The sequence below is a fragment of the Klebsiella sp. TF21-TM genome, from assembly GCF_019753495.1.
Lineage (GTDB): Bacteria > Pseudomonadota > Gammaproteobacteria > Enterobacterales > Enterobacteriaceae > Klebsiella > Klebsiella quasipneumoniae.
The window spans coordinates 80,901-97,694 of sequence record NZ_JAIJYL010000007.1; the positions used below are offsets into that span (position 1 = coordinate 80,901).

General features: G+C 58.4%; 15 protein-coding genes. 14 read left to right on the forward strand and 1 reads right to left on the reverse strand.

The window, feature by feature from the left end; genetic code table 11:
* The first annotated feature begins 88 nt into the window (after window positions 1–88).
* From K5R89_RS09015 to K5R89_RS09080, 14 genes are all read left to right on the forward strand, one after another.
* The gene (locus K5R89_RS09015; RefSeq protein ID WP_023289017.1) at window positions 89–781 is read left to right on the forward strand and encodes a DUF421 domain-containing protein; all 693 of its coding nucleotides are present in this window, start codon (window positions 89–91) and stop codon (window positions 779–781) included.
* Window positions 782–969: 188 nt separating this feature from the next.
* Window positions 970–2,058 carry a 3-phosphoserine/phosphohydroxythreonine transaminase gene (gene serC, locus K5R89_RS09020; RefSeq protein ID WP_048297157.1) on the forward strand — a complete coding sequence of 363 codons (1,089 nt, stop codon included), beginning with the start codon at window positions 970–972 and terminating at the stop codon, window positions 2,056–2,058.
* Between the two features lie 73 nt (window positions 2,059–2,131).
* Window positions 2,132–3,415, forward strand: a complete 1,284-nt coding sequence (gene aroA / locus K5R89_RS09025) for a 3-phosphoshikimate 1-carboxyvinyltransferase (RefSeq protein WP_044521915.1) — start codon at window positions 2,132–2,134, stop codon at window positions 3,413–3,415.
* 147 nt (window positions 3,416–3,562) lie between these two features.
* Entirely contained in the window at window positions 3,563–4,330 is a 768-nt protein-coding gene (locus tag K5R89_RS09030; protein ID WP_085550648.1) for a M48 family metallopeptidase, read from the forward strand.
* Window positions 4,331–4,501: 171 nt separating this feature from the next.
* Window positions 4,502–5,185, forward strand: coding sequence for a (d)CMP kinase (gene cmk / locus K5R89_RS09035; protein ID WP_023289021.1), 684 nt, complete (start codon window positions 4,502–4,504; stop codon window positions 5,183–5,185).
* A 133-nt stretch (window positions 5,186–5,318) separates the two neighbouring features.
* Window positions 5,319–6,992 (forward strand): 30S ribosomal protein S1, encoded by a 1,674-nt coding sequence (gene rpsA / locus K5R89_RS09040; RefSeq protein WP_002898162.1) that lies wholly within the window; start codon window positions 5,319–5,321, stop codon window positions 6,990–6,992.
* 151 nt (window positions 6,993–7,143) lie between these two features.
* Window positions 7,144–7,431, forward strand: coding sequence for an integration host factor subunit beta (gene ihfB, locus K5R89_RS09045; RefSeq protein WP_002898165.1), 288 nt, complete (start codon window positions 7,144–7,146; stop codon window positions 7,429–7,431).
* Window positions 7,432–7,633: 202 nt separating this feature from the next.
* Window positions 7,634–9,898 (forward strand): ComEC family protein, encoded by a 2,265-nt coding sequence (locus K5R89_RS09050; protein ID WP_087827862.1) that lies wholly within the window; start codon window positions 7,634–7,636, stop codon window positions 9,896–9,898.
* 36 nt (window positions 9,899–9,934) lie between these two features.
* Window positions 9,935–11,683, forward strand: a complete 1,749-nt coding sequence (gene msbA, locus K5R89_RS09055; RefSeq protein WP_004201387.1) for a lipid A ABC transporter ATP-binding protein/permease MsbA — start codon at window positions 9,935–9,937, stop codon at window positions 11,681–11,683.
* A complete protein-coding gene (lpxK, locus tag K5R89_RS09060) occupies window positions 11,680–12,660 on the forward strand; it encodes a tetraacyldisaccharide 4'-kinase (RefSeq protein ID WP_217259077.1) in 981 nt (326 codons plus the stop codon). The genes msbA and lpxK overlap by 4 nt, the downstream gene beginning before the upstream one ends.
* Before the next feature lie 54 nt (window positions 12,661–12,714).
* Complete coding sequence (locus tag K5R89_RS09065; RefSeq protein ID WP_217259078.1) at window positions 12,715–13,944, forward strand: winged helix-turn-helix domain-containing protein; 1,230 nt, start codon at window positions 12,715–12,717, stop codon at window positions 13,942–13,944.
* 63 nt (window positions 13,945–14,007) lie between these two features.
* The gene (gene ycaR / locus K5R89_RS09070) at window positions 14,008–14,190 is read left to right on the forward strand and encodes a protein YcaR (protein WP_004201390.1); all 183 of its coding nucleotides are present in this window, start codon (window positions 14,008–14,010) and stop codon (window positions 14,188–14,190) included.
* Window positions 14,187–14,933 (forward strand): 3-deoxy-manno-octulosonate cytidylyltransferase, encoded by a 747-nt coding sequence (kdsB, locus tag K5R89_RS09075; protein WP_217259079.1) that lies wholly within the window; start codon window positions 14,187–14,189, stop codon window positions 14,931–14,933. Before ycaR ends, kdsB begins: the two co-directional genes overlap by 4 nt.
* A 137-nt stretch (window positions 14,934–15,070) precedes the next feature.
* Window positions 15,071–15,964: a YcbJ family phosphotransferase gene (locus tag K5R89_RS09080; protein ID WP_004201393.1), complete on the forward strand. Its 894-nt coding sequence runs from the start codon at window positions 15,071–15,073 to the stop codon at window positions 15,962–15,964.
* On the opposite strand, the gene elyC is transcribed toward K5R89_RS09080, so the two are convergent.
* Entirely contained in the window at window positions 15,941–16,720 is a 780-nt protein-coding gene (gene elyC / locus K5R89_RS09085; RefSeq protein WP_032455272.1) for an envelope biogenesis factor ElyC, read from the reverse strand. The two genes, K5R89_RS09080 and elyC, sit on opposite strands and share 24 nt — an antisense overlap.
* Window positions 16,721–16,794 lie beyond the last annotated feature (74 nt).

Below are 16,794 nucleotides of genomic sequence, written 5' to 3' on the forward strand. Positions count from 1 at the left end.
GCGCAATGATACGGCTTTTATCTGACAGGTGCTATCTCCATCATCTGGCTATGCTTAGAGACATCTTTTAATGCTCAGGGAGATGATAATGAAAGCCTTTGACTGGCAGAGGATGGCGCTCGATAAAGTGCCGGTGGAATTTCTCGGCGAGGTGGCGTTGCGCAGCCTCTACACCTTCGTTCTGGTCTTTATTTTCCTCAAAATTACCGGACGGCGCGGCGTGCGGCAGATGTCGCTGTTTGAAGTGCTGATTATTCTGACCCTCGGCTCGGCGGCGGGGGACGTGGCGTTTTATGACGATGTTCCGCTGTTGCCGGTGCTGGTGGTCTTCGTCACGCTGGCGCTGCTTTATCGCGGCATCATGTGGCTGATGGGGCATAGTGAAAAGCTGGAGGATCTGCTGGAGGGCAAGCCTATCGTGGTGGTGGAGGAGGGGCAACTGGCATGGGAGAAACTGCATGCGGAAAATATGACCGAATTCGAATTTTTTATGGAGCTACGGGTCAACAGCGTCGAGCAGCTCGGCCAGGTGCGGCTGGCGATCCTTGAAACCAATGGCCAGATCAGCGTGTTTTATTATCCCGATGACGAGGTGAGGGCCGGGTTGTCGATTCTCCCGACGCACTGCACCACGCGCTATACCACTATTCCTCAGGAGGGGATCTACGCCTGCGTACGCTGCAGCATCGTGATGGCGATGCAGGCGGGAGAAAAGCGAATATGTTCCCGCTGCGCAAATGCAGAATGGTCGAAGGCCAGCCGGGCGAAACGGCTCACCTGACAGCAAATATGTCGGTTTTATTACGTCAAGCCGATAGATTCTGTTGTGTGACGGCTGCCGCGTTTTGCCGTCGGCGAGTTTTAGCCATTGCGGACCGTGTCACTGAATGATAAAACCGATAGCCACAGGAATAACTTATGCCCGCGGCGGTTCGCGGGCAAAACAACATAGCAACGTGGTGAGGGGAAATGGCTCAGGTCTATAACTTCAGTTCGGGCCCGGCAATGCTGCCGGCGGAAGTACTCAAACTGGCTCAGCAGGAACTGTGCGACTGGCACGGTCTGGGTACGTCGGTCATGGAAATCAGTCACCGTGGTAAGGAGTTCATCCAGGTGGCAGAAGAGGCAGAACAGGACTTCCGTTCTCTGCTGAATATCCCTTCCAACTATAAAGTGTTGTTCTGTCATGGCGGCGGCCGCGGCCAGTTCGCCGGGATCCCGCTGAACATCCTCGGCGATAAAAACGTCGCTGACTATGTGGACGCTGGCTACTGGGCCGCCAGCGCGGTCAAAGAGGCGAAGAAATACTGCACGCCTAACGTCATCGACGCGAAAATCACCGTCGACGGCAAGCGCGCGGTCAAGTCAATGAGCGAGTGGCAGCTGACGCCGGGCGCGGCGTATCTGCACTACTGCCCGAACGAAACCATTGACGGTATCGCGATTGACGATACGCCGAACTTCGGCGACGACGTCATCGTGACCGCCGATTTCTCCTCTACCATTTTGTCCCGCGAAATTGACGTCAACCGCTTCGGCGTGATCTATGCCGGCGCGCAGAAAAATATCGGCCCGGCAGGGTTGACGCTGGTCATCGTGCGTGAAGATCTGCTGGGTAAAGCCAGCGTGGCCTGCCCGTCAATCCTCGACTACACCGTGTTAAGCGAGAATGACTCGATGTTTAACACGCCGCCGACGTTTGCCTGGTATCTGGCCGGTCTGGTGTTTAAGTGGCTGAAACAGCAGGGCGGCGTTGCCGCGATGGACAAGATCAACCAGCAGAAAGCCGAACTGCTGTATGGCGTGATCGATAACAGCGGCTTCTATCGTAACGATGTGGCGCAAGCCAACCGCTCCCGTATGAACGTGCCGTTCCAGCTGGCGGACAGCGCGCTGGATAAACTGTTCCTTGAAGAGTCGTTTGCCGCCGGGCTGCACGCGCTTAAGGGCCACCGGGTGGTGGGCGGTATGCGTGCCTCCATCTACAACGCGATGCCGTTGGACGGCGTGAAGGCGTTAACCGACTTTATGCTGGACTTCGAACGCCGCCACGGTTAATCGCCCGTTCCTTTCTTCCTCCCCGCGGCCTGTCTGCGGGGTTTTTATTCTGTTTGTTTGAGAGTGAAGTTTGATGGATTCCCTGACGTTACAACCCATCGCACGCGTAGAGGGCACCGTGAACCTGCCAGGTTCGAAAAGCGTCTCCAACCGCGCGCTGCTGCTGGCCGCCCTGGCCCGCGGCACGACGGTGCTGACCAACCTGCTGGACAGCGACGATGTGCGCCATATGCTGAATGCCCTGAGTGCGCTGGGGGTTCAATACACCCTGTCTGCTGACCGTACCCGCTGTGAAGTGACCGGCAACGGCGGCCCGCTGCATGCCGCAGCGGCGCTGGAGCTGTTCCTCGGCAACGCCGGTACCGCGATGCGCCCGCTGGCGGCAGCCCTGTGCCTTGGCAGCAACGATATCGTGCTGACCGGCGAGCCGCGAATGAAAGAGCGCCCGATCGGCCATCTGGTGGATGCCCTGCGTCAGGGCGGCGCTCAGATCGACTATCTGGAGCAGGAAAATTATCCGCCGCTGCGCCTGCGCGGGGGATTCCAGGGGGGCAACGTTGAAGTTGACGGCAGCGTCTCCAGCCAGTTCCTGACCGCGCTGCTGATGACCGCGCCGCTGGCGCCGCAGGATACCGTGATCGCCATTAAGGGCGATCTGGTGTCAAAACCCTATATCGACATTACGCTGCACCTGATGAAAACCTTCGGGGTTGAGGTGGACAACCAGTCTTATCAGCGCTTTGTGGTGCGCGGCAAGCAACAGTATCAGTCGCCGGGGGATTACCTGGTGGAAGGGGATGCTTCATCGGCCTCGTATTTCCTTGCTGCTGGCGCCATTAAGGGCGGCACGGTGAAAGTCACCGGTATCGGCCGCGGCAGCGTACAGGGCGATATTCGTTTCGCCGACGTACTGGAAAAAATGGGCGCCACCGTCACCTGGGGCGACGATTTCATCGCCTGTACCCGGGGCGAGCTCAAGGCTATCGATATGGATATGAACCATATCCCGGACGCCGCGATGACCATCGCCACCGCCGCCCTGTTCGCGCAAGGGACCACCACGCTGCGCAATATCTACAACTGGCGGGTCAAGGAGACGGACCGTCTGTTCGCCATGGCGACCGAGTTGCGTAAAGTGGGCGCCGAGGTGGAAGAGGGTGAAGATTATATTCGCATCACCCCGCCGGCGACGCTGAAGTATGCTGAAATCGGCACCTATAACGACCACCGGATGGCGATGTGCTTCTCGCTGGTGGCGCTGTCTGATACGCCGGTGACCATCCTTGATCCGAAGTGTACGGCGAAAACCTTCCCCGACTATTTTGAGCAACTGGCGCGGATCAGTACGCCGGCCTGAATGACGCGAATTTAAGGTAACAACGCCGACCCTCAGGTCGGCGTTTTTTTATCTCTGCTTGTCGGACAGGAAACTAAATGCTAGCCTTGCTTGCTTGTAAATATAGGATTTATAAGCGTTTATTATGCTAATCAATGGATGATTGATATGAGAAATACAAAAGTAATGCTGGCTTTGGCCGTTTCCGCCACGTTGTTGGCAGGTTGTAAAAATATGCAGGGGATGGACACCAACGCCCTCGTCAATTCAGGAATGACGGCTTACAAAGCGGCGACGCTTTCTGACTCTGAAGTCAAAACGCTTTCCGACGATGCCTGTAAGCAAATGGATAGTGAAAATAAACTGGCTAGTGCATCAAGTAAGTACACCAAACGTCTGAACAAAATTGCCAAAGCGTTAGGAAATAATATCAACGGCACGCCGGTAACCTATAAGGTTTATATGACATCCGACGTCAACGCCTGGGCAATGGCCAACGGCTGCGTCCGCGTCTATAGCGGCCTGATGGACATGATGACCGATAATGAAGTTGAAGCGGTTCTGGGCCATGAGCTGGGTCACGTAGCGCTCGGACACTCGCGCAAAGCGATGCAAACCGCGTATGCGACTATTGCCGCACGCGATGCAATTTCAGCGACCAGCGAAGCGGCTGCAAGCTTGTCTAAATCTCAGTTGGGCGATATCGCTGAGGGAATGATCAACTCTGCGTTCTCCCGCTCGCAGGAGTCGGATGCTGATGATTTCTCTTACGATCTGCTGAAAAAACGCAACATCAGCACTCAGGGGCTGGTGGGCAGCTTCGAAAAACTGGCCAGCCTTGACGCCGGCCACAGTAAATCTCTGTTCGATTCACACCCGCCTTCAGCTGAACGCGCGCAGCATATCCGCGACCGTATCGCTGCAGATAAAAAGTAAAACTGCCTCATCTTCCGGGCTGATGCTCAATCAGCCCGCTATAATTGCTCAATTCTTCCGCATGAGATTTCCAGTTATCTGTAATTTAAAAGCAAGACTCACTTTCCGCCGAAGAGATGCGTATAATGCGCGGCGTTTAGATATTTATGCGCCTTGCTGAAGGAGAAAAAGATGACGGCAACAGTTCCGGTAATCACCATTGATGGGCCTGGCGGTGCGGGTAAAGGTACGTTGTGCAAGGCAATGGCGGAAGCGCTGGGCTGGCATCTGTTAGATTCAGGCGCGATCTACCGCGTTCTGGCGCTGGCGGCGCTGCATCATCATGTTGACGTGGAGTCCGAAGAGGCGCTGGTGCCCCTGGCTGCCCATCTTGACGTGCGCTTTATTTCTACTGACGGCAACCTGGAAGTGGTGCTGGAAGGGGAAGATGTCAGCGGCGAAATTCGCACCCAGGAGGTCGCGAACGCCGCCTCGAAAGTGGCGGCTTTCCCTCGCGTTCGCGAAGCGCTGCTGCGCCGCCAGCGCGCCTTTCGTGAACTGCCGGGGCTGATTGCCGACGGGCGCGATATGGGCACGGTGGTTTTCCCGGACGCGCCGGTGAAAATTTTCCTCGATGCCTCGGCCGATGAGCGGGCGCATCGCCGCATGCGGCAGTTGCAGGAAAAGGGCTTTGATGTTAACTTTGAACGTCTTTTGTCCGAGATAAAAGAGCGTGACGATCGCGATAGAAATCGCGCCGTGGCGCCGCTTGTCCCGGCTGCCGATGCATTAGTTCTCGATTCAACCGAACTAAACATTGAGCAAGTGATTGAAAAAGCGCTACAATATGCGCGCGAAAAATTGGCCGTTGCGTAAGCCTTAACCGGTCACGCGCCGAAGCCTCCGAATTATAGCAGTACCCCGCGGCAATGGATGGTCAGCGGGTATGTGAAACAACCCCATCCGGCACGGAGCCAGGTGGACGTTAATATTAACCTGAAGATTAAACATGACTGAATCTTTTGCTCAACTGTTTGAAGAATCCTTAAAAGAAATCGAAACCCGCCCGGGTTCCATCGTTCGTGGTGTTGTTGTTGCTATCGACAAAGACGTAGTACTGGTTGACGCCGGTCTGAAATCTGAGTCCGCCATCCCGGCTGAGCAGTTCAAAAACGCCCAGGGCGAGCTGGAAATCCAGGTTGGTGACGAAGTTGACGTTGCTCTGGATGCAGTAGAAGACGGCTTCGGTGAAACTCTGCTGTCCCGTGAGAAAGCTAAACGTCACGAAGCTTGGATCACGCTGGAAAAAGCTTACGAAGACGCTGAAACTGTTACCGGTGTTATCAACGGCAAAGTTAAAGGTGGCTTCACTGTTGAGCTGAACGGTATTCGTGCGTTCCTGCCGGGTTCCCTGGTAGACGTTCGTCCGGTGCGCGACACGCTGCACCTGGAAGGCAAAGAGCTTGAGTTCAAAGTCATCAAGCTGGACCAGAAGCGTAACAACGTTGTTGTTTCTCGTCGTGCCGTTATCGAATCCGAAAACAGCGCAGAGCGCGATCAGCTGCTGGAAAACCTGCAGGAAGGCATGGAAGTCAAAGGTATCGTTAAGAACCTCACTGACTACGGTGCATTCGTTGATCTGGGCGGCGTTGACGGCCTGCTGCACATCACCGATATGGCCTGGAAACGCGTTAAGCATCCGAGCGAAATCGTAAACGTTGGCGACGAAATCACTGTTAAAGTGCTGAAGTTCGACCGCGAGCGTACCCGTGTATCCCTGGGCCTGAAACAGCTGGGCGAAGATCCGTGGGTAGCTATCGCTAAACGTTATCCGGAAGGTACCAAACTGACCGGTCGCGTGACCAACCTGACCGACTACGGCTGCTTCGTTGAAATCGAAGAAGGCGTTGAAGGCCTGGTTCACGTTTCCGAAATGGATTGGACCAACAAAAACATCCACCCGTCCAAAGTTGTTAACGTTGGCGACGTAGTGGAAGTAATGGTTCTGGATATCGACGAAGAACGTCGTCGTATCTCCCTGGGTCTGAAGCAGTGCAAATCTAACCCATGGCAGCAGTTCGCGGAAACCCACAACAAGGGCGACCGTGTTGAAGGTAAAATCAAGTCTATCACTGACTTCGGTATCTTCATCGGCCTGGACGGCGGCATCGACGGCCTGGTTCACCTGTCTGACATCTCCTGGAACGTTGCAGGCGAAGAAGCAGTTCGTGAATACAAAAAAGGCGACGAAATCGCAGCAGTTGTTCTGCAGGTTGACGCAGAGCGTGAGCGTATCTCCCTGGGCGTTAAACAGCTGGCGGAAGATCCGTTCAACAACTACGTTGCTCTGAACAAGAAAGGCGCTATCGTTGTTGGTAAAGTGACTGCAGTTGACGCTAAAGGCGCAACCGTAGAACTGGCTGACGGCGTAGAAGGTTACCTGCGTGCTTCTGAAGCATCCCGTGACCGCGTTGAAGACGCAACTCTGGTTCTGAGCGTTGGCGACGAAGTTGAAGCGAAATTCACTGGCGTGGATCGTAAGAACCGCGTAGTGAGCCTGTCTGTACGTGCGAAAGACGAAGCGGAAGAAAAAGACGCTATCGCTACCGTGAACAAGCAGGAAGACGCGAACTTCTCCAACAACGCCATGGCTGAAGCGTTCAAAGCAGCGAAAGGCGAGTAATCTTTGTCATTCAGGTAATAACAACCTGAATAGTGACGAGTTTACTTGACAGATTGCAGGATTCGTCCTGTAATCAAGCACAAAGGGCGGCTACGGCCGCCCTTGTTTAAGCTGTTAGCTAATTTTTGCCTTGAAGGAAACCGGAGGAATAATGACCAAGTCAGAATTGATTGAAAGACTTGCCAGCCAGCAATCTCACATTCCGGCGAAAGCGGTGGAAGATGCTGTTAAAGAAATGCTGGAACATATGGCCTCAACGCTTGCTCAAGGTGAGCGCATTGAAATCCGCGGTTTCGGCAGCTTCTCTCTGCACTATCGAGCACCTCGCACCGGACGTAACCCGAAAACTGGTGATAAAGTCGAACTGGAAGGTAAGTACGTTCCGCACTTTAAGCCCGGGAAAGAATTACGTGACCGCGCCAATATTTATGAAGGGTGAGTTGCACGACGTGCAACCTGCCTGACGATAAAAGCACCTTTGGGTGCTTTTTTTGTACCCGCCATTTGCGTTCCGCCTCGCAAAACAAAAGTGCCTGACTGCAAGCGTGACGATTGTCTGGAACGCTGCGCGCGCGCCTGAATACTGCCCCAGGACGCCAGCCTCGCTTTGCGTAACACTGCCCGCTCACAGGGAGGTGTTTATGCGACTACCATGGCTTGCCGGATGCGCCATCATCGCAATACTGCCGCTACTCTGGCTACCCGCGTTGCCGGGGCCGGGCATTCTGGCGGTCGCCGGCGTACTGGCGATGTTGCTGACCCGTCTGCGCGGGACGGTCGTCGCCGTTGTGGCGGTGACGCTTCTGCTGATGGTCTGGGGAGTTTTAAGCGCGTATCAGGCGCTGTGGCCAACGCAGCACCTCACCGGCGCCGTCCGTCAGGCGGAAGTGATCCTCCACGAGACGGATGGTCAGACCCTGCACCGCGGGCAGATTGTGCGCCTGGCGGGTCGCTTCCTGTTCCCTCCGGTTGGCGTGACTTTATACGGGGAACTTGCACCTGCGCCCGTCTGCGAGGGGCAGCGCTGGATGATGACGCTGCGCCTGCGGCCGGTGCATGGGCAGCTCAATGACGGGGGCTTCGACAGCCAGCGCTATGCGCTGGCTCAGCATCGGCCGCTGAGCGGGGGGATCGTCGCCGCTTCCGCGCTGGATACCCGCTGCAGTCTGCGCGCCCGCTACCTGGCGTCGCTGACCCGGCGATTGCAGACTTATCCCTGGCATCCGGTGATGCTGGGGCTGGGAATGGGGGAGCGGCTGGCGCTGCCGGCGGAGATAAAAGTCCTGATGCAGAACACAGGCACCTCCCATCTGATGGCTATCTCCGGTTTGCATATTGCCCTCGCGGCTTCCCTGATCGTGCTCCTGCTGCGCGGATTACAGTCACTTTTACCGGGGCGCTGGATCGGCTGGCGGCTACCGCTGCTGGCAGGGCTGGCGGGCGCCGTCGGCTATGCCTGGCTGACCGGTATGCAGCCGCCGGCCCTGCGCACTTGCGTAGGGCTTGCGGTCTGCTGTGCTTTACGTTTGTCGGGTCAACGCTGGACGGCATGGCAGGTGTGGCTCTGCTGTTTGGGGGCGATACTGGTTGCCGATCCGTTGGCGGTGTTGTCGCAAAGCCTGTGGCTATCCGCCTTCGCCGTGGCGGGGCTGATCTTCTGGTACCAGTGGTTACCGCTGCCTGACAGCCGCTGGCGCTGGCCGTGGAAAGCCCTGTTCGCCCTAGCGCATTTGCAGGCTGGCGTGACGCTGCTGCTGATGCCGCTGCAACTGCTGCTCTTCCACGGTATAAGCCTGACGTCGATGGCCGCCAATTTGCTGGCGGTACCGTTAGTGACCCTGCTGGCGGTGCCGCTCATTCTCGCCGGAATGCTGCTGCATCTCACTGGACCGGAGATGGTGGCGTCGCTGATCTGGCTGGCAGCCGATCGCGTGCTGGCGGTATTGTTCTGGGGGTTACGACGTTTACCGGACGGCTGGCTGACGTTGGATGCCCGCTGGCTCTGGATCAGTAGCCTGCCGTGGCTGCTGGTGATGGGCTGGCGTTTTCAGAGCTGGCGACATTCGCCGGCGCTGTGTCTGAGCGTGCTGTTTTTGCTGACGCGGCCATTCAGCCGGCAACCGCCCGCGGACCAATGGCAGGTGACGATGCTGGATGTCGGGCAGGGGCTGGCGATGGTGATCGAGCGTTACGGCAAGGCGTTATTGTACGATACCGGGCCGGCATGGCCGCAGGGCGACAGCGGTCGACAGGTGATTATCCCGTGGCTGCGCTGGCACCATCTGCAGCTGCAGGGGATTATGCTGAGCCACGAGCATCTTGACCATCGCGGCGGCCTCGAATCGGTGCTGCAGGCATGGCCGCAGGCGTGGGTGCGCAGCCCGCCAGGCTGGTCGGGTCATCTGCCGTGCCATCGCGGCGAGCGCTGGCAGTGGCAGGGACTCACTTTCCAGGCGCTGTGGCCGCTGCCGGGCAGCACGGCAAAGGGAAACAATCACTCCTGCGTGGTGCGGATCGATGACGGTCGCTCCAGCATCCTGCTGACCGGCGATATAGAACGTCAGGCGGAGCAGGCGATGATCAGCCGCTACTGGCAGCATCTGGCGTCTACACTTATTCAGGTTCCCCATCACGGCAGCAACACCTCCTCCAGCGAACTGCTGATCCGGCGGGTGGATGGCGCGGCCGCGCTGGTTTCCGCTTCGCGCTACAATGCGTGGCGGATGCCCTCGCACAAGGTCGTTCAGCGTTATCGCCAGCGGGGGTATCGCTGGTTCGCCACGCCGCAGCAGGGGCAGATAACGGTGGTTTTTTCTGCAGAAGGGTGGCAAATCCATAGCTTACGGGATCAAGTTTTACCACGTTGGTATCATCAGTGGTTTGGCGCGCCCGCCGATAACGGGTAGAATATGCGGCTATTTCAACACAAGCTGGTTTATTGAATGCAGAACGATAAAGATCTCTCCACGTGGCAGACCTTCCGCCGACTTTGGCCGATTATTGCACCGTTTAAAGCCGGGCTAATCGTAGCGGCGGTGGCGTTAGTGCTTAACGCGGGCAGTGACACCTTCATGTTATCGCTTCTTAAACCGTTATTGGATGATGGTTTTGGTAAAACGGATCGCTCAGTGCTGCTATGGATGCCGCTGGTGGTTATCGGGCTGATGGTGCTGCGTGGGATCACCAGCTACATCTCGAGCTATTGTATCTCCTGGGTTTCCGGCAAAGTGGTGATGACCATGCGTCGTCGCCTGTTCGGCCACATGATGGGTATGCCGGTGGCATTCTTTGACAAGCAGTCTACCGGGACGCTGCTGTCACGTATCACCTATGATTCCGAGCAGGTCGCTTCCTCTTCTTCCAGCGCGCTGATCACCGTGGTCCGCGAAGGGGCATCGATTATCGGCCTGTTCGTGATGATGTTCTATTACAGCTGGCAGCTGTCGCTGATCCTGATCGTACTGGCGCCTATCGTGTCGGTAGCAATCCGCGTGGTCTCCAAGCGTTTTCGCAATATCAGTAAGAATATGCAGAACACGATGGGGCAGGTCACCACCAGCGCCGAGCAGATGCTGAAAGGGCACAAAGAGGTGCTGATGTTTGGCGGCCAGGAAGTGGAAACCAAACGTTTTGATAAGGTCAGCAATAAAATGCGCCTGCAGGGGATGAAGATGGTTTCCGCCTCGTCTATCTCCGACCCGATCATTCAGCTTATCGCCTCTCTGGCGCTGGCCTTTGTCCTGTACGCCGCCAGCTTCCCGAGCGTGATGGATACCCTGACCGCCGGGACCATTACCGTGGTCTTCTCCTCCATGATTGCGCTGATGCGTCCGCTGAAGTCGCTGACCAACGTCAATGCCCAGTTCCAGCGCGGGATGGCGGCATGCCAGACGCTGTTTGCGATCCTCGATTCCGAGCAGGAAAAAGACGAAGGTACGCGCGTCATTGAGCGGGCGAAAGGCAATCTCAAGTTCGAGAACGTCACCTTTACCTATCCGGGTCGCGAAGTGGCCGCGCTGCGCAATATCAATCTCGATATCCCGGAAGGGAAAACCGTGGCGTTGGTGGGACGCTCCGGGTCGGGTAAATCGACCATCGCCAGCCTGATCACACGCTTCTACGATGTCGACGACGGGCAGATCCTGCTGGATGGCCACGACCTGCGCGAGTACAAGCTGAGCTCGCTGCGCGACCAGGTCGCGCTGGTTTCACAGAACGTGCACCTGTTCAATGATACCGTCGCTAATAACATCGCCTATGCCCGTACCGAAGAGTACAGCCGCGAGCAAATTGAAGAGGCTGCGCGGATGGCCTACGCCATGGACTTCATCAACAAGATGGACAATGGCCTGGATACCATCATCGGCGAAAATGGCGTGATGCTGTCCGGCGGCCAGCGTCAGCGTATTGCTATCGCCCGTGCGCTACTGCGTAACAGCCCGATCCTGATCCTCGATGAAGCCACCTCGGCGCTGGATACCGAGTCCGAGCGTGCGATTCAGGCGGCGCTGGATGAGCTGCAGAAAAACCGCACCTCGCTGGTTATCGCCCACCGTCTGTCAACCATTGAGCAGGCTGATGAGATCGTGGTGGTTGAAGACGGGCGGATCGTGGAGCGCGGAACGCACCACGACCTGCTGGAGCATAAAGGCGTATACGCCCAGCTGCATAAGATGCAATTCGGCGAATGATCGCGCGCATCTGGTCCGGTGAATCGCCGCTGTGGCGCCTGCTGCTGCCGCTCTCCTGGCTGTATGGCCTGGTGAGCGCGGTGATTCGCCTCAGTTATCAGCTGGGGTGGAAAAAAGCCTGGCGCGCGCCGGTGCCGGTGGTGGTGGTTGGTAACCTGACCGCCGGCGGCAATGGTAAAACGCCGGTGGTGATCTGGCTGGTGGAGCAGCTGCAACAGCGCGGCATTCGCGTTGGGGTGGTCTCCCGCGGCTACGGCGGTAAAGCCGAACGCTACCCGCTGGTGTTAACTGACCGGACCAGTACGGCGCAGGCAGGTGATGAACCGGTGCTTATCCATCAGCGTACCGGCGCGCCGGTGGCTGTCTCTCCACTGCGCAGCGATGCGGTGAAATCGCTGCTCAGCGCGCACGATCTGCAGATTATCGTGACCGACGATGGTTTGCAGCACTATAAGCTGGCGCGGGACCGGGAAATTGTCGTCATCGACGGCGTGCGCCGCTTTGGCAACGGCTGGTGGCTGCCTGCCGGACCAATGCGCGAGCGGGCGTCGCGCTTGCAAAGCGTTGATGCGGTTATCGTCAACGGCGGCGTGGCGCGTCCGGGAGAGATCCCGATGCAGCTGCGTCCCGGGATGGCGGTCAACCTGCTCACCGGTGAACGTCGCGATGTCTCTACCTTCACTAACGTGGTGGCAATGGCCGGCATCGGCCATCCGCCGCGCTTTTTCGCCACCCTCGAAAGCAGTGGCGTCCAACCGGTCAAAACCGTGGCTCTGGCGGACCATCAGGCGCTGAGCCAGGCCGATGTCGCCGCCCTGGTAACCGCCGGGCAGACGCTGCTGATGACCGAAAAAGACGCCGTGAAATGTCGCGATTTCGCCGCTGCGAACTGGTGGTATTTACCGGTCGACGCCATAATGGCCGATGAACGCGCACAGCGGTTGCTTGCGGACTTAGCGATGTTGGCGCAACGTTAACCGACGCGCCGGTTTTGCTCGCCGCTGTGCTGGAAATCCTGACGGAGAACCTGCATGTCGGTATTGCAACTATCGCTTAATGAGGCGCGCCACCTCCATCTCGCGGCGCAGGGGGTATTAAAAAAGCCCCGGCGTCGCGCTCGCCCAAATGACATCCTTTCCACCATCCAGCAGATGTCGCTGCTGCAAATCGATACCATCAACGTGGTGGCCCGCAGCCCCTACCTGGTGCTGTTCAGCCGCCTCGGCAGCTATCCGCAGCACTGGCTGGATGAGTCGCTGCGCAACGGCGAGCTGATGGAATACTGGGCGCATGAAGCCTGTTTTCTGCCGCGCAGCGATTTCGCCCTTGTGCGCCACCGGATGTTGAACCCCGATAAGATGGGCTGGAAATATCATCGCGCGTGGATGGAGGAGCATGCCGGCAGTATTGCAGAGATGGTGGCGCATATCGGCCAAAACGGGCCGGTTCGCTCGGCGGATTTTGCCCACCCTCGCAAAGGCGCCAGCGGCTGGTGGGAGTGGAAACCGCATAAGCGCCACCTGGAAGGGCTGTTTACCGCCGGGGAAGTGATGGTGGTAGAGCGGCGCAACTTTCACCGCGTGTATGATTTAACCCGGCGGGTGATGCCGCACTGGGATGACGAGCGCGATGCGCTGTCCCGCGACGCCGCAGAGGCCATCATGCTGCGCAACAGCGCCCGCAGCCTCGGCATCTTTCGTCCCCAGTGGCTGGCGGATTACTATCGTTTACGTCAGCCGGCGCTACCGGGTCTGCTGGCGGCCTGGCAGGAAGAGGGTCTGGTGACCCCGGCCAACGTGGAAGCGCTTGGCGAGATGTGGCTGCATCGCGATGCGCTGGCGCAGCTGGAGTCCGCGCCCGGCGGTAAACTTACCGCCAGCCATAGCGCCGTGCTCTCGCCCTTCGACCCGGTGGTCTGGGATCGGAAACGCGCTGAGCAGCTGTTCAACTTCAGCTATCGCCTGGAGTGCTATACCCCTGCGCCGAAGCGTCAGTATGGCTACTTCGTACTGCCTCTGCTGCACCGGGGAAAACTGGTCGGGCGGATGGACAGTAAAATACATCGCAAAAGCCGGGAACTGGAGATCTTCGCCCTGTGGCTGGAGGATGGGGTGAAGATCACCCGTGGTCTGGAGCAGGGGCTGCGCCGGGCGATCAACGATTTCGCACGCTGGCAATCGGCAGAGCGGATCCTGTGCCGACGCCTGCCGGAAGGGCTGTTTGTCGGCCAGACGCAGGGGTGGGAAATCGATGCCGATTGATCCCGGCGCCGACCTTCCTGTGTTATGCTGCTGAGAAATCTATCCGGTCCATCAGGAGGAAACATGGATCACCGTTTACTTGAAATCATCGCCTGCCCGGTCTGTAACGGTAAGCTGTATTACAGTCAGGATAAGCAAGAACTTATTTGCAAACTTGATAGTCTGGCGTTTCCGCTCCGCGACGGCATCCCTGTGCTGCTGGAGACAGAAGCGCGTCCGCTGGCGGTAGAAGAGAGTCACTCATGAGTTTCGTGGTCATTATTCCTGCGCGTTTCGCCTCCACGCGCCTGCCGGGAAAACCACTGCAGGACATTAACGGCAAGCCGATGATTGTCCATGTGCTGGAGCGCGCCCGCGAATCCGGCGCGGAACGCATTATTGTCGCCACCGATCACGAAGATGTCGCCCGGGCGGTTGAAGCCGCCGGCGGCGAGGTCTGCATGACCCGCGCCGACCATCAGTCCGGCACCGAACGGCTGGCGGAGGTGGTGGAGAAGTGCGCGTTCAGCGATGACACCATCATCGTCAATATCCAGGGCGATGAGCCGATGATCCCCCCGGCTATCGTCCGCCAGGTGGCGGAGAATCTGGCTGCCAGCACCAGCGGAATGGCGACGCTGGCGGTACCGATCCACGATGCGGAAGAGGCGTTTAATCCAAATGCGGTCAAAGTAGTGATGGATGCGCAGGGCTATGCGCTCTATTTCTCCCGCGCCACCATTCCCTGGGATCGCGATCGCTTTGCCCACTCCCGCGACGCCATTGGTGATTTTCTGCTGCGCCACATCGGCATCTATGGCTATCGCGCCGGCTTTATTCGCCGCTACGTCAGCTGGGCGCCAAGCCCGCTGGAGCAGATTGAAATGCTCGAGCAGCTGCGGGTGCTGTGGTATGGCGAGAAGATCCACGTCGCCGTGGCGGCCGAAGTGCCCGGCACCGGCGTCGATACCCCTGAAGATTTGGCGCGCGTCCGCGCTGAACTGCGCTAGTCCTCTGTCCCCTCCTTGCAGGAGGGGATATCCCCACCAGTTTTATGCTTTTTTTGCCCATTTTTGATCTTATCCGATGACAACCCAGGTGCGGGCGCTCATTATGAAATCAGTAGTGATCATAGGGGTAATCGACAATGGAACAGTTGCGAACCGAACTCAGTCACCTGCTTGGCGAAAAGCTGAGCCGGGTGGAGTGTGTCAGTGAAAAAGCCGCTACGGCGCTGTGGTCCCTGTATGACGCGCAGGGAAATCCGATGCCGCTGCTGGCGCGAAGTTTCACCACCCCCGGGGTGGCGCGGCAGCTGGCCTGGAAGATCTCCACTCTGGCGCGCAGCGGTACGGTGCGCATGCCGGTGGTCTACGGCGTGATGACGCACGAAGAGCATCCCGGGCCGGACGTGCTGCTGCTTGAGCGCCTGCGCGGCGTCCCGGTGGAGGCGCCCACCCGCACCCCGGCGCGCTGGGAGCAGCTGCAGGAGCAGATCGTCGAGGCGCTGCTGGCCTGGCATCGTCAGGACAGCGGCGGCTGCGTGGGGATGGTCGATAATACCCAGGACAATCTGTGGCCGAACTGGTACCGGCAGCGGGTGGCGATGTTGTGGAGCACCCTGAACCTGTATCAGGACACCGGCCTGACCATGCAGGATAAGCGGGTTTTGTTCCGCTCTCGCGAGTGTCTGCCGGAGTTGTTCCGCGACTTCAATGATAATGCCGTGCTGGTGCACGGCAATTTCACCCTGCGCAGCATGCTGAAAGATCCGCGCAGCGACCAGCTGCTGGCGATGGTCGGCCCGGGGATGATGCTGTGGGCGCCGCGGGAGTACGAACTGTTCCGTCTCGCGGAGGGGGGCCAGGCCGAGCAGCTGCTATGGCGCTACCTGCAGCAGGCGCCGGTTTCCGAGGCCTTTGTCTGGCGGCGCTGGCTTTATCTGCTGTGGGATGAGGTGGATAGTCTGGTCAATACCGGGCGCTTTGACCGCGCCCGTTTCGACCTCGCCGCAAAATCACTCCTGCCCTGGCTCGCCTGAGCTGCCTTTCAGCCATTGCCAAACGCGACCGAGCGTTTCATAGCCGACCCGGTCGCTGTGCATCAGCCACACCGGAGAAGGAATGACCCGCTCCCACGGATTGAGCGGTGACGTGATCGCCATCTGATTAGCCGGTGCGGGCAGCGGGTCCAGACCGGCATGGCGAAAGAAGATCATCGCCCGCGGAAGGTGTGACGCCGAGGTGACCAGCAGGAAGGGGGCGTCGCCGATGGCGCCCTTCACCGCCAGCGCTTCCTCTTCCGTATCTTTCGGCTTATCGAGCACGATGATATCGCTGCGCGGTACGCCGAGGCTCTCCGCCACTCTCGCCCCGGCCTCCGCCGTGCTGACGGGGTTGGTTTTTGCCGCCGCGCCGGTAAAGATCATTTTCGATCCCGGATTCTCCTGCCACAGGCGAATGCCCTCCGTCAGGCGCGGCAGGCTGTTGCTGATAAGGTTAGAGCTTGGCGCCCACTCCGGGTTCCAGGTATAGCCGCCGCCCAGCACCACCACGTAGCTCACCGGCTGCTCGCCGCGCCAGGTGGGATAGCGATCTTCTATCGGTTTAAGCAGGCTGTCTGCCACGGGCTGCAGGCTCAGCAGCGCCAGCAGCAGCCAGCCGAGGCTCACGCATAGCTTCCCGGTACGTTGAAAGCGGCTGAACCATAACAGGGCGATCCCGATACCGATCAGCAACAGCAGGGCAGGAAGCGGCAGCAGCAGACCGCCGACGATCTTTTTTAGCGTGAAAAGCATGCCAGATGGTTCCTTTTTTAACCATATAACCAAAGTTATGTTCGGATCTTATAACAGATCGCTTCATTCTCGGC

Excerpts from the sequence above, each read along its gene's own strand:
- K5R89_RS09015 (WP_023289017.1), top strand. The coding sequence starts at position 89 with ATGAAAGCCTTTGACTGGCAGAGGATGGCGCTCGATAAAGTGCCGGTG.
- serC (WP_048297157.1), top strand. The coding sequence starts at position 970 with ATGGCTCAGGTCTATAACTTCAGTTCGGGCCCGGCAATGCTGCCGGCG.
- aroA (WP_044521915.1), top strand. The coding sequence starts at position 2,132 with ATGGATTCCCTGACGTTACAACCCATCGCACGCGTAGAGGGCACCGTG.
- K5R89_RS09030 (WP_085550648.1), top strand. The coding sequence starts at position 3,563 with ATGAGAAATACAAAAGTAATGCTGGCTTTGGCCGTTTCCGCCACGTTG.
- cmk (WP_023289021.1), top strand. The coding sequence starts at position 4,502 with ATGACGGCAACAGTTCCGGTAATCACCATTGATGGGCCTGGCGGTGCG.
- rpsA (WP_002898162.1), top strand. The coding sequence starts at position 5,319 with ATGACTGAATCTTTTGCTCAACTGTTTGAAGAATCCTTAAAAGAAATC.
- ihfB (WP_002898165.1), top strand. The coding sequence starts at position 7,144 with ATGACCAAGTCAGAATTGATTGAAAGACTTGCCAGCCAGCAATCTCAC.
- K5R89_RS09050 (WP_087827862.1), top strand. The coding sequence starts at position 7,634 with ATGCGACTACCATGGCTTGCCGGATGCGCCATCATCGCAATACTGCCG.
- msbA (WP_004201387.1), top strand. The coding sequence starts at position 9,935 with ATGCAGAACGATAAAGATCTCTCCACGTGGCAGACCTTCCGCCGACTT.
- lpxK (WP_217259077.1), top strand. The coding sequence starts at position 11,680 with ATGATCGCGCGCATCTGGTCCGGTGAATCGCCGCTGTGGCGCCTGCTG.
- K5R89_RS09065 (WP_217259078.1), top strand. The coding sequence starts at position 12,715 with ATGTCGGTATTGCAACTATCGCTTAATGAGGCGCGCCACCTCCATCTC.
- ycaR (WP_004201390.1), top strand. The coding sequence starts at position 14,008 with ATGGATCACCGTTTACTTGAAATCATCGCCTGCCCGGTCTGTAACGGT.
- kdsB (WP_217259079.1), top strand. The coding sequence starts at position 14,187 with ATGAGTTTCGTGGTCATTATTCCTGCGCGTTTCGCCTCCACGCGCCTG.
- K5R89_RS09080 (WP_004201393.1), top strand. The coding sequence starts at position 15,071 with ATGGAACAGTTGCGAACCGAACTCAGTCACCTGCTTGGCGAAAAGCTG.
- elyC (WP_032455272.1), bottom strand. The coding sequence starts at position 16,720 with ATGCTTTTCACGCTAAAAAAGATCGTCGGCGGTCTGCTGCTGCCGCTT.